Origin of the sequence: Streptomyces sp. NBC_00273 (assembly GCF_036178145.1) — a bacterium.
Taxonomy (GTDB): domain Bacteria; phylum Actinomycetota; class Actinomycetes; order Streptomycetales; family Streptomycetaceae; genus Streptomyces.
Genome location: NZ_CP108067.1, coordinates 9,177,979 through 9,190,343, shown reverse-complemented (window position 1 = coordinate 9,190,343; position 12,365 = coordinate 9,177,979). Strand labels below are relative to the sequence as shown.

Sequence of the window (12,365 nt, the reverse complement as noted above, 5' to 3'; positions counted from 1 at the left end):
GGCCCGCGGCGGTCAGCCGTGCTGGTGCTGCTCGGGCAGTCGGCTGTCCGGGTGCACCCACAGCAGTACGTTGTCGAGCCGCTCGTCGCGGAAGAAGTCCAGGACGTCCTGGTCCGAGTGACGCAGGCTGAAGTGGGTGAGGACGAAAAGGGTGTCCGGGTGGGCCTCGACGACGGGCTTCAGCCGGCTCCAGACGGTGTGTCCGACCCGGTCGGCCCGCTCCAGTTCGGCGTCGTCGAGAAACGTGCACTCGGTGATGATCACCGGATACTCGAAGAGCCACGGATTGTCCTCGAAGACGCTGACATGGGTGTCGCCGAGGAAGGCGAACAGCGGCTTGCGCACCTCGCGTTCGACCTCGGCGCCCTCCTTGCGCCGCCGTGCCAGGATGCGGCCGAACTCCGCGCCCCGGCCCTGTGCGGCGAGGTCGTGGCGCAGTTCCTCGTACTCGGGCAGCAGGGCCTTGCGGCGTTCGGCGAAGGCGTACCCCACGCAAGGCACCTTGTGCACGCACTCCACCACCCGTACGTGGTGGCCGCGGCGCCCGAAGGTGAACTCGTCTCCGCCGCGCACCCCGTGGAGCCGGCAACCCGCGGCGAGGGCCGGATCGTAGGCGGTGCCGTGGTTCAGTTCGGCGGAGGCCCGTAGAAAGGACTCCACGTACGGCACCGCCGCGGCGGGCAGGTGGATGTCGACCCCGTCGGGCCTGGCCGCGAGGTGGTCGAGGTCCTTGGAATGGTCGTGGTGGGTGTGGGTGAGGAAGACGGTCTCCGGCTGACGCCCTTCCACCAGGCCCGCGTCGAGCGCGCAGCGCAGTTCGGGGACGTGGAAGAACGTCTTGTCGTTGGCGCGCGAGTACCCGGTGAGCGTCAGCTCGGTGCCGGGTATGCGCCAGGTCTTCCACTGGCGGAACGGGTGTCCTTGCTCCAGCCGTTCGGGATGGGCGGGTGTCCGCGAAGGGGCCAGTGTCATCGGTGCCTCCGTCGGGACCGCCGTGATCGGGTGGAGGCCCGATCGTAACGGGGTGCGCCCCGCCGCGGCCCGCCGTTTTCCGGGCGCCGGACACGACGCAGTCCGGGCCGGCCCGTTACCACGGCCGAGTGGCACGGACAGGGACCGTGAACGCGAATGATCGCGTGGGATCCATATCCATCGCGAGCGAGATCGATTGTCGATCGCTTCAAATCGGCCTCATCGACAGCCAGTTACGCCTCACGTTAAGATGCGCGACCGTGAAGCCAGACAAGACGCGATCGCAATCCGTCCAGAATCAGGTCGACACCACGCGCCTGGGGCGCGAAGGCCCCGAGATCACCCGCCTGGGACTGGGTACCTGGGCCATCGGCGGACCGTACGAGCACGGGTGGGGGCCGGTCGACGACGCCGTTTCGGTACGGACCGTCCTGCATGCGGTCGATCGCGGCCTCAATTGGCTCGATACCGCGCCCGCCTACGGGTGTGGCCACTCGGAAGAGGTCGTGGGGGCGGCGCTGAGGCAACTCAATCCGTCCGAAAGGCCTTTGGTCTTCACCAAATGCGGTCGCGTCTGGGACGCCGAGAATCCCGGAAAGGTCGTGTCCGACCTGCGGCCGAGCAGTATCCGCCAGGAGTGCGAGGCCAGCCTGAAACGCCTGGGCGTGGACCGGATCGATCTCTATCAGATCCACCGGCCGGATGCCCGGACCGGCACGTCGATCGAGGATTCCTGGGCCACGCTCGCGGAACTCGTCGACGAGGGCAAGGTCCGTTGGATCGGGCTGTCGAACGTGGACCGTGACCTGCTCGACCGCTGCGAGGCGGTCCGGCACGTGGACTCGTTGCAGCCGTCCCTGAGCCTTCTCGACCGGAAGTCGCTCCCGCTCCTCGACTGGTGTCAGGAGCACGGCACGGGCGTCATCGCCTACTCGCCCCTGGCCTCCGGGTTGTTGACCGGAGCCTTCGACCACGCGCGCGTCGGGGCGCTCGCGCCCGACGACTGGCGCAAGAGGTCCTCGAAGTTCGCCGAGCCCGCACTGACCCACAAGCTGGCCGTCGTCGACGCGCTGCGGACCATCGCCGACCCGCTCGGGCACACGGTTTCCGAGCTCGCCCTCGCCTGGGTGCTCACCCGGCCCGGGGTGAGCGGGGCGATCGTCGGCGCGCGCCTTCCCGGCCAGGTCGACAGTTGGGCGGGCACCACGAAGGTGACCGTGTCCGACGACACCCTGCGGGAGATCGAGGCCGTCGCCGTCGTGCCGTAGACGGGTGCCGTAGAAGGGTGCCGCATTTCCCTCACGCATCCCTCGGAAGAGGAAGAGGAGGCCGAGTGGTGTCCGCACCGGACGCAATGGTCGAGGACGACCGGGCACAACGATTCCTCATCCCCTATCTCCAGCAGACCGAGCGCTTGCTGCGCGATGCCCTGCGGACCCTGGACCGCCGGGCGGACTGCCGCGTGAGCCCGGCCGCCGACTTGGGAATCCCCTACGACGTCCTGCGGCTGGCCGGGGGATTCGCCACCGGATGCCTGGTCGAATGGGAATGCGGCGTGCCCGTGGTTCCGGTGGACACCACGATGAACATCGACACGTCGTCCATTTTCTGGCTGGACGGCGACCCGGCGGAGGTGTTCACGGAGAAGGCGGTGAACACACTGCGCGGGCGCATCACCGAAGACAGCAGCTACGAATGGAACTTCGACCGCGGGAACCACTTCATCCTCACCTGTCGCAGGGAAAGCGACGGCAGGTACGCGCTACTGCTGCACAGCAACGAGAAGGAGTTCAAGGACCAGTTCAACGGATTGTGCCCCACACCGGAGAACTGGTTCGCGGACTCGGTGCTCACTTTCGGCGGAGAACGACGCATCCGGCTCCTGGTCGGGAAGAAGGCGGAACTCTTCGCCGATCTCGCGCAGATGTTGCTGCGATTCAACGTCCTGCGGCACCGCTTCGTGGCGACCATGCTGCTGGACGGACAGATCGAAACGGTCGACGAATACCACAAGCACCACTACTTCATGCCGACTCCCTCCTCCGCGGTGATCGGCTGCTATCTGTGCGAGCCGGACGAGGAGGTCCCCGTGTTCAGTGCGCCGGGACGGCCGATCGCCATGTTCCGGCCCTCCGTCGGCGGCCTCAACGCGGTACGCCTCCTCACCGGGGAGGACCGGCTCGTCGTACCGCACGGCTGGGGGATGTCTGTGTCGCGTCCCCTCGACGTCACCCAGTCGGCCGACCGGCTGACCCTCAACGGTCGGACCTACGACCTGGCGCCCGGGGTCTCCTTGCTCGAGCATCCCGACGTCGCCCCGCGACTGTTCGCCGGGGGGACGCGGGAGTTCCTCGCCGCCATCCGGAATCACACCCCCGGTCGGCTGGTGACCGAGCTGGTGCAGACGGCGTCGTACTCGCGCCACGGCTTCGTCCGGCACGGCCCCGGTGGTGACCCGGCCGACGGCGCCTGACCGGTCAGTCGTCCTCGTAGGCGAAGAGGTACAGCCCGCCGTTCCCCGCGGCGGCGATCATGGAACCGGTGCCGGTGCCCGCGGCGGACCAGGCGCACCGGTGCAGCGGATAGGCGACCCGGATGCCGGTGAGGGGCGTGCCCGTGGCCACGTCCCACACACCCAGGTAGCCTTCGTCGCCGCAGGTCGCGATCTGCCGTCCCGACGGGGAGAAGGCACAGCCGGTGATCCGGTCGCCGCCGATCGGGACGGACGTGTCCACCGTCCGATCTGCGGTCGACCACAGGGTGAGCGCCGTCGCCGGCGAACCGACCGAGGCCAGCAGGGAACCGTCGGGCGAGAAGCAGCAACTCCACAGCGAGCTCTCCCGGCCCGTCGAGAGCGTCGACCGCAGGCGTCCGGTGCGGCTGTCCCACAGTCGCAGCGTGCCGTCGTCCCCGACGGAGGCGATGAGCTCTCCGTCGGGTGAGAAGGCGCAGCCGAGGGCGTGTCCGTCGTGGTTCACCAGCTCGCTGAGAACCTCTGTGGTGCGCAGGTCGTGGACCCTCACCACTGCGTCTTCGCCCGCCGACGCCATCCGGGTGCCGTCCGGTGAGACGGCGCACCCCCAGACCCGGCCCGAATGGCGCTTGAACCGGCGCCGGAGCTCGCCCGTGGGCGCGGCCCACAGCGCGAGATCGCCGTCGGCGCCCGCGGTGACGACGTCTCCGTCGGGCGCGACCGCGCAGTCCAGGACCCTGCCGTCGTGCCCGTCGACCTCGAAGCGCACCCGGCCGGTCGCGATGTCGAAGAGCTGGACGACGCCGTCGCTGTGGCCGGCCACCACGTGCCGTCCGTCCGCGGAGAACGCGCAGCACCCCACGGCCCGGCGCGTCGCACGTACGGTCCGGGGCGGCGTGTCGGCGGTCACGTCCCACGTCCGCAGCGTCGCGTCCCCGCCGCAGCTGATGAGGGTCCCGCCGTCGGCCGTGAAGACCGATGCCCCCACCCAGTCGGTGTGTCCGTGCAGGACGCGGACCTGGCGCCCGCTGGCGGTGTCCCACAGCCGGATCGTCCGGTCCTCCGAGGCGCTGGCCAGCAGAGTGCCGTCGGGCGAGAACGCGCAGGCCCGGACCCGGTCGGTGTGCGCCCGCAGGACGTGCACCAACTCCCCCGTGCCGGTGCGGAGCACGCGGACCGTCGCATCGCTGCCCACCGTGGCCATCAGGGTGCCGGAGGGGGCGACCGTGCAGCAGCGGATCCTCCCCTCGTGGACGACGGTGCTCCAGCGCGCGACACCGCGGGCGGTGTCCCACATCCGCAGGACACCGTCCTCGCCGACCGACACGAGGCCGTCTCCGTCAGGGGTGAAGGCGCAGTCCCACTCGTTTCCGCTCGGGCTGCGCATCTCGCGGCGCTTCTCGCCGGTACGGGCGTCCCAGATGGTCACCGTGCCGTCACCGGTCGTCGAGGCGGCCCACCTGCCGTCCGGGGACCACGCGCATCCCAGCACGCGGGCGGAGTGCTCCCCGAGGGTGTGCAGCGGACGGCCGTCGACGACGCTCCAGATCCGGACGGTTCCGTCGGTCGCCGCGGACAGGAGTCGGGATCCGTCCGGGCTGAACGCGCAGGCCCGGACCCGCTGACTGTGCCCGCGCAGGACGTGGCGGACCCGGAGGGTGGCCGCGTCCCACAGGATCACCAGCCGGTCGTCGGACGCGGTGGCGATGACATCACCGCGCGGTGACACCGCGCAGTCGCCGATGGGACCGGTGTGCCCGTCGTCGGTGGCCGCATCGGTGTCGGGCAGCGGCCAGTGCGCGCGCAACAGGGGGCGCGCCATCCCGTCGAGGTAACGCTCGACGACTCCGTCCAGTTCCGCGGTTCCCGCCAACCGGCTGGCGAGGGTCGCCCCGACGGCCGACGGGGCGGCCTCCGGGACGAAGACCTCGACGTCGCGGTCGAGTACGGCCACCAGCGCGGCGGCCCGGGCGGTGTCGATCCCGGACAGGGTGGAGACGGCGAGCACCACCGAGCCCAGGTACCGGATCTGTGATTCGATCCACCGTGGATCGCAGGCGAGTTCGGCGAGTTCGGCGTGCAACCCGGCCGCTTGGAGGTGGTAGGGGAGGTACTGGAGCGCGAACTCCTCACGTGGCGGCAGCAGCCACCACTGGGCGGCCGCACCGGCGGGCAGCAACGTGCGCAGCGCGGCCACCAGCGACCGGTTGCGGGTCACCAGGTCGTGCGGGGACATCTGGTGGCGCACGTACGACCGCAGGACGTCGTGGACGGCGATCGCCGGCTCGCCGTCGCACCACCGCTGCGACACCAGACGCAGGGTGGAGAGCAGTGCCGTCATCCTGCGGCTCTCGGTGCGGTCCAGTCCCCCGGTCACGCTCCACAGCAGGGCCACGACGTGTTCGGGTACTTCGGCGTCCTCGTCGAAGACGGCCAGATCGAAGTAGCGTTCGCGTTCCTCGGCGGAGAGCAGGTCGAGGCTCGCGCTGACCGTCGCGGCGACGGTGGAGCGCATGTGGGGCGGCATCGTGGCGTCGAGCGCCTCGGGCCCGTCCGAGGCGACGAGGTGGGCGACCCAGGCGGCCACCTCTGCCGGCGGTCCGCCGGCCCGGATGTGGGCCCGTAGCGAGGCGTTGATCAGCCCGAGCAGGACGGGCCAGCCCTTGGCGAAGCGCAGCAGGCTCTCCAGGACCGACGCGTCGAGCTCGGGCAGGCCGGCCGAGGCGGTCGCGCGTGCCTCGTCCTCCGTCATCTGGCCGACTTCGACGATCCGGGCGACGGCCGGCGCGAGGCCTCGGTTGCGTGCGGTGAACATCCGGGCGGATCCGATGCCTCCGACGAGGAAGGCGTTGACCTGTTCCTCCGTCCAGACGTCGTCGACCACCACGAGGGCGGGACCGCCCTCGTCGAGGATCTCGCCGAGCAGGGCGCCGACCAGGAGGGGATCGGTGGTCGTCGGGCGGCGGCCGGACAGGTGCTCGCAGATGTCCGCGATGTGGTCGGCCAGTTCGGGCCCGGTCCGGGACTGGCCGATGACCGTCCACACCACTCCGCCGGGGAAGCGTTCGGCCACTTCCGGAAGCCAGCAGGTCTGGAGCGCGACCGTCGTCTTCCCGATCCCGCCGTACCCCTCCAGGAAGAGCACCGGTGCCCGGCCCCCGCACTCCCCGTCCGACAGCGCCTCCTTCACGGAAGCGCTGATGCCCGCGCGGTTCGCCGTCTCGCCGAGCGGCGGGGGTGCGAGTTGCCGGCGGCGGGGCGGCTCGGGGCCGGGGGGCCAGCCGACCACCACCTGTTCGATCAGGGTGGCGCTGCTGCCCGTACCGATGGCATTGCCCATCATGTGGCCGCCGGCACCGAGCGCGCCCCGGTCCGCGCGGACCTCGGACCGTCCGACCTGCCCGCCGGGATCGGCCCCGCGCGCGGGAGCTGGCGGGCCCGCCGGGTCCAGGTGCTCCCCCGGTCCCGGTCCCACCGCACGCCCGTCAGGCGCCTCCGGTGCGGGTGGCGGTGGCGACGGACGCGGTGCCCGGGAGTCCCGCCGCCAGGGCCACAGCCTCATCGCTCGCTGTCCTCGCCCATGGCGTTGTCGACGATGTCCCCGCCCGCACCGACGGCACCCGCGCCGCGCGCGCTGACGTCCTGCCCGCCCCGGGCCGGGCGGCCGCCGGCCGGGGGGCCGGCCGCCCCGGTCGCTGTGGACCGGGCACCGATGGCGTTGCCCCGTAGGTCCCCGCCCGCGGCGATGCTGCCGCTGCCGCGGGCCCGGACCCTGACGGTCCTGCCACCGCCGGGGCCGGAGCTTCCGCGGTCGCGCAGGAGGGTGATCCCGGACAGGCCGAGCCCGATCACCGCCACGACGGCGGCGACCACACTGGCCGTGCTGTCGGCGACGGGCAGATCGACCGCGGCCGTCACCACGAGGCAGATCACCACGGCCGAGCAGACGGCGCCGACCGACCACGCGACGATCCGGCGTGCTCCTGTGGACACGTTCAGGCCCTCCCCGCCTCGTGTGCCGCGGGCCCCCGCGACCGCACGTGTGGCGTCGGTGCCCGAACGGACCATTGTGAGGCAAAGGCGCTCGCATGAATAGCAGTTGGCCCATTGCGGAAGAAACCGCAGGCAACGGGTACCTCGCCTTCGGACGGGATCAGGTGCTCACACCGTCAGGCGCCGCATCAGCAGGTCCATGGCGCGCGCCGCGTCCCGGTAGCCGTACGTCAGGCGGAAGAAGCGGTCGGCGGACGGTGGGAGCAGGGCGCTCGCCGCGCAGGGCTCGGTTCCCAGCCAGCGGACCCGTGGCGGCAGGACCTCCTGCCGAAGGAGCACCAGGCCGGCGGTCGGGTCCAGTTCCTCGCACCGGACCGGCACCGACGGTGTGCCGACGCACGCCAGGACGACCGATCGCAGGGGCAGCGGGTCCACGACGACACGATCGGCGTCGCCCGCGAAGTACGCGGCGAGCGTGGCGGTCCGTTTCGGCCGTCCCGGAGCATCGATCACCCGAATGGGATCCGTCCAACCCCGGATGCGGGTGCCGCCCGCATCGGTACGGGCGTACAGCTTGTCGTTGGCCACCATGCGCGCGCCCGCGGCGACCGCAGCGAGGACGGTCGAGGTCTTGCCCGCACCCGCTGGTCCCGCCACGGCGACGGCCCCGCCGCCCACGGCGAACGCGGACGCGTGGACCGTCGACACGCCCGCCGCCTCGAACTCCGTGGTCACCAGCTGCTTGACGACCCGCAAGGCGTCGCGCGTGCCCGACTCGACGTCGGGGTTCACGACGCGGACGTCACTGCCCGTGATCAGGAACCGGCTGCCGGTGTGCGGGTTGAGGACGAGCCGGTCCACGCCGGGTACTCCCGTGTACTCGACGCCTTCGTTGAAGTCGGGGACGTGACCGTCGGGGGACGCGTAGAGCGTGACCGTCCGCCGCGAGGCATCGGCCGTCAGCCCCGGCGCGATCCGGCCCGGTACGAGTGTGACCGCGGGCAGAGCGGGGTGGGCTGGCACCGGGCGCGCCTGCGGCCACAGATACCGGGCGGCCGCTTCCACGAACGCGTCCGGCCCCGCGAGGACGACCTCGCACCGGTCGTAGAGCCGGAGCCCCAGCCTCCGGCCGTCCTGCGCACCTGTTCCCGGACCTTCGAAGCGGATCGTGGCCTCCATGCGGACATTCTGTCCGCCTCCTCCCTGCCGAAGCATGACATCACGTCACCACCGCGTGCGGCCGCCGTGGACCGGGCCCGAGCCCACCGGTCGGCCGGGCCGGTCGGCCCTGGCTGGTCGGCCCTGGCACGTCAGAAACCCCCTCTCGTGTGGTCCCTCGTCCCACCCTTCCCAATGCGCCGGAACCGGTGGACGCCCGTTCCCCGGGGACCCGAAGATGGGGCCGGCCCGCGCCCGTGGGCCGCGGAGGGAGTGCCATGACGACGTCACCGGTGGCCGGCAGGCCGGCACCACCGCCGAGCACCGCCAAAGAGGTCCCGGACAAGAGCAAGTGGGCCGTCAAACCGCTGAACGACGGCAAGCTGGCCTACGCGTTGCCCACCGAGTGGAAATCCGGTGCACTGCACCACAAGATCTCCAAGGAGCGGCTCAGCTCGATCGCCGAGCAGCTCACTCCGGCCTGGAACGCGAAGGACCCCCGGCTCCAGGGGGCGGCGCGGGCGTTCTGGAACCTGTGCTGGACGGTGGCCGGCGAGAGCGTCGCCCAGGCCGTGGCCATGGCGGGGCACAGCGGCAGCCCCAACCCGCACCGGCTGCTGTGGAACCTGCCGCTGATGGTGTCGCTCGGCCCGCAGAGCCCGGCCAACGACCCGGGCATGAACTTCGACCCCGACACCGAGCCGGTGCCGGGCGGCCCGGGCACCCGTCGGATGGACGCCGTGTCGATCGCGCTCAAGGAGCTGGAGACCGCCTGGCTGACCGCGGCCGATGCGGACCACGGGCGCGGCACGTACGACGCGGCGCTCTGGACCACCTTGCACCGGCACCTGCAGACCGCGCACACCGCCGCCGAACGGATCGAGCGCGGTGAGCGGGTGCTGTACCCGCCGCTGCGCGAGCAGTGGGTGTACGACTCCACGACCAAGCAGAACCTGCGCAAGGGCCTGACGCCGTTCCCGACGCCCGAGCAGGGCCGGCGCCTGTTCGCCGGGGCCCGGTCGAACGCGCCGTCGATCGCGGCGTACGCCGCCTCCGGGGCCGCCGCCGCCACCGCCACGGTCCGGGCCGCCGTGGGCGGGCGGCAGGTCACCCTGCGGCTGACGGCGGCCGAGGAGAACGTGCACCACGTGTGCGTCCGCCACACGCTCACGTTCTTCGACTTCACGGACGCGTCCCGGCCGCGGCCCGTCAACACCTTCTGGCCCGACGTGCGCACCTTCGCCGACGCCACGGCCCTCGCCACGACGCTGCTGCCGGGCATCGGCCGTAGCGCCCTGCGCGAACTGGACCGTACGTTGGGCAACGTGGCCCACGCGGCCGACTGGCTCGACGAGGTCCTGGAGATCTCCAACGAGGACGTGGACGGCCGGCTCGTCTTCTACAACGTGCAGTTCACCGAGGTGAACGGCACGGACGCGGCTCCCGCCGTCGAGGCCGTCATCGAGTCGTTCGCCCCGGACGGCTCCGACGGTCCGGGCTTCACCCGCGGGGACCTGGACCTCATCGCCGGACAGCTGTAGCGCCGGCCGGGGGGAGGCCAGGTACCCCGTTCGTACCGTCCGGTCCTCGCCGCCGGTGACGACGGAGGACCGGACGACGGAAGGCCGGACGACGGACCGTGCCCTCCCCCGCCGTACCCTGAACCCCGTGCCGCCCTCCCGTCTCCACCGCGTAGCCGTCCTCGTCCTCGAGGGCGCGAAGCCCCTCGACGTGGGCATCCCCGCGCAAGTGTTCACGACCCGCGCGAGCATGCCGTACGAGGTACGGGTCTGCGGGGCGGCTCCCGGCCTCGTCACGGGCGGCGACGGCCTGTCGTACCACGTCACCCACGGGCTCGACGCGCTCGCGTGGGCCGACATCGTCTTCGTCCCCGGCTACCGCTTCCCCGACCGCGAGGACCCGCCGCAGGCGGTCATCGACGCGCTGGTCGCCGCCCACGGCCGGGGGGCGCGGCTGGCCGCCATCTCGACGGGCGCGTTCGCGCTCGCCGCCACCGGTCTGCTCGACGGCAAGCGCGCCACGACCCACTGGCACTACGCGCGGGCCCTCGCCGCGAAGCATCCGCTCGTCCGGCTCGACGAGAACGTCCTGTTCGTCGACGAGGGCAGCGTGCTCACCTCGGCCGGCGCCGCCTCCGGCATCGACCTGTGCCTGCACATCCTGCGCCGCGACCTCGGCGTGGCCGCCTCCAACCATGCGGCCCGGCGCCTGGTCGCGGCTCCCTACCGCAGCGGCGGCCAGGCGCAGTACGTGCCGCGCAGCGTGCCCGAGCCGCTCGGCGAGCGGTTCGCCGCCACCCGTGAGTGGGCCCTGCACCAGCTGGGCGAACCGCTCACCCTGGAGGCGCTGGCGCAGCACGCGGGGGTCTCGGCGCGGACCTTCTCGCGGCGCTTCGCCGAGGACACCGGATACACGCCGATGCAGTGGGTCATGCGGGCCCGGATCGACGTGGCACGCGAGTTGCTGGAGCGTTCGGAGCGCAGTGTCGAACAGATCGCGGACGATGTCGGCCTCGGCACCGGCGCCAATCTCCGCCTGCACTTCCACCGCATCCTGGGCACCACCCCGACCGAGTACCGGCGCACCTTCACCCAGGGCGAGTAGCCCGGGGCCGTCGCGTGGCGAGATCCTTACGAACCATGGCGATCTCGCCGCTGTCGCGGACGGTGACCGGAAGCGAACCTGATGGCGAACGAAAGGGACATCGTCATGACTCGCATTGCCATCAACGGATTCGGCCGCATCGGACGCAACGTGCTGCGTGCGCTCCTCGAGCGCGACACCGCCCTCGAGGTCGTGGCCGTCAACGACCTGACGGAGCCCGCCACCCTCGCGCGGCTGCTCGCGTACGACACCACGTCCGGCCGGCTCGGCCGCCCGGTGACCGTCGAGGGCAACGTTCTCGTCGTCGACGGACACCGGATCACGGTGCTGGCCGAGCGCGAGCCCGAGCAGCTGCCCTGGGCCGAGCTCGAAGTCGACCTCGTGCTGGAGGCGACCGGTCGCTTCACCTCGGCGGAGGCCGCCCGCGGCCACCTCAAGGCCGGTGCGCGCAAGGTGCTCGTCAGCGCTCCGTCCGACGGCGCCGACGTCACGCTCGCGTACGGTGTCAACACCGACGCCTACGACCCCGCCCTGCACACGATCGTCTCGAACGCGTCCTGCACCACCAACGCGCTCGCCCCGCTGGCCGCCGTGCTCGACGAGCTCGCGGGCATCGAGCACGGGTTCATGACCACCGTGCACGCCTACACGCAGGAGCAGAACCTGCAGGACGGCCCGCACCGCGACCCCCGCCGTGCCCGCGCCGCCGGCGTCAACATCGTGCCGACCTCGACCGGTGCGGCGAAGGCGATCGGCCTCGTCCTGCCGCAGCTCGACGGCAAGCTGTCGGGCGACTCGATCCGCGTGCCGGTCCCGGTGGGCTCGATCGTCGAGCTCAACACCACCGTCGCCCGCGACGTGACGCGCGAGGAGATCCTGGAGGCCTACCGGGCCGCTGCGCAGGGCCCGCTGGCCGGCGTGCTGGAGTACTCCGATGACCCGCTCGTGTCCTCCGACATCACGGGCAACCCCGCCTCGTCGATCTTCGACTCGGAGCTCACCCGCGTCGACGGCCGCCACGTCAAGGTGGTCGCCTGGTACGACAACGAGTGGGGCTTCTCGAACCGCGTGATCGACACGCTCACGCTCCTCGCCGCGGGCTGACCCGACAGCGGTCCCCGGTGGGGGCGGGCACGGCGCCCGC

At 71.8% G+C, this 12,365-nt stretch carries 9 protein-coding genes; 5 read left to right on the top strand and 4 right to left on the bottom strand.

The window, feature by feature from the left end; translation table 11 throughout:
• Positions 1-12: 12 nt before the first annotated feature.
• A complete protein-coding gene (locus tag OG386_RS41215) occupies positions 13-972 on the bottom strand; it encodes an MBL fold metallo-hydrolase (RefSeq protein WP_328792438.1) in 960 nt (319 codons plus the stop codon).
• A 146-nt stretch (positions 973-1,118) separates the two neighbouring features.
• On the opposite strand from OG386_RS41215, the gene OG386_RS41210 reads away from it, so the two are divergent.
• Positions 1,119-2,240, top strand: a complete 1,122-nt coding sequence (locus tag OG386_RS41210) for an aldo/keto reductase (RefSeq protein ID WP_328792437.1) — start codon at positions 1,119-1,121, stop codon at positions 2,238-2,240.
• Between the two features lie 68 nt (positions 2,241-2,308).
• Entirely contained in the window at positions 2,309-3,445 is a 1,137-nt protein-coding gene (locus tag OG386_RS41205) for a hypothetical protein (RefSeq protein WP_328792436.1), read from the top strand.
• 4 nt (positions 3,446-3,449) lie between these two features.
• Here the strand turns inward: OG386_RS41205 and OG386_RS41200 are convergent, their stop codons facing one another.
• The 3 genes from OG386_RS41200 to OG386_RS41190 form a co-directional block, all read right to left on the bottom strand.
• Positions 3,450-6,920: an NB-ARC domain-containing protein gene (locus tag OG386_RS41200; protein WP_328792435.1), complete on the bottom strand. Its 3,471-nt coding sequence runs from the start codon at positions 6,918-6,920 to the stop codon at positions 3,450-3,452.
• Positions 6,921-7,003: 83 nt separating this feature from the next.
• Positions 7,004-7,438, bottom strand: a complete 435-nt coding sequence (locus OG386_RS41195; RefSeq protein ID WP_328792434.1) for a hypothetical protein — start codon at positions 7,436-7,438, stop codon at positions 7,004-7,006.
• A 168-nt stretch (positions 7,439-7,606) separates the two neighbouring features.
• Entirely contained in the window at positions 7,607-8,617 is a 1,011-nt protein-coding gene (locus OG386_RS41190) for a hypothetical protein (protein WP_328792433.1), read from the bottom strand.
• A 257-nt stretch (positions 8,618-8,874) separates the two neighbouring features.
• On the opposite strand from OG386_RS41190, the gene OG386_RS41185 reads away from it, so the two are divergent.
• The 3 genes from OG386_RS41185 to gap all read left to right on the top strand — a co-directional run bounded on the left by OG386_RS41185 (position 8,875) and on the right by gap (position 12,325).
• A complete protein-coding gene (locus OG386_RS41185; protein ID WP_328792432.1) occupies positions 8,875-10,137 on the top strand; it encodes a hypothetical protein in 1,263 nt (420 codons plus the stop codon).
• Positions 10,138-10,264: 127 nt separating this feature from the next.
• Positions 10,265-11,221 carry a GlxA family transcriptional regulator gene (locus tag OG386_RS41180; protein WP_328792431.1) on the top strand — a complete coding sequence of 319 codons (957 nt, stop codon included), beginning with the start codon at positions 10,265-10,267 and terminating at the stop codon, positions 11,219-11,221.
• 105 nt (positions 11,222-11,326) lie between these two features.
• The gene (gene gap, locus OG386_RS41175; RefSeq protein WP_328792430.1) at positions 11,327-12,325 is read left to right on the top strand and encodes a type I glyceraldehyde-3-phosphate dehydrogenase; all 999 of its coding nucleotides are present in this window, start codon (positions 11,327-11,329) and stop codon (positions 12,323-12,325) included.
• Positions 12,326-12,365: the final 40 nt, after the last annotated feature.

What these genes read in the sequence shown, in the direction of transcription:
- OG386_RS41215 (WP_328792438.1), bottom strand. Translation starts at nt 972, where the DNA reads ATGACACTGGCCCCTTCGCGGACACCCGCCCATCCCGAACGGCTGGAG.
- OG386_RS41190 (WP_328792433.1), bottom strand. Translation starts at nt 8,617, where the DNA reads ATGGAGGCCACGATCCGCTTCGAAGGTCCGGGAACAGGTGCGCAGGAC.
- OG386_RS41185 (WP_328792432.1), top strand. Translation starts at nt 8,875, where the DNA reads ATGACGACGTCACCGGTGGCCGGCAGGCCGGCACCACCGCCGAGCACC.
- gap (WP_328792430.1), top strand. Translation starts at nt 11,327, where the DNA reads ATGACTCGCATTGCCATCAACGGATTCGGCCGCATCGGACGCAACGTG.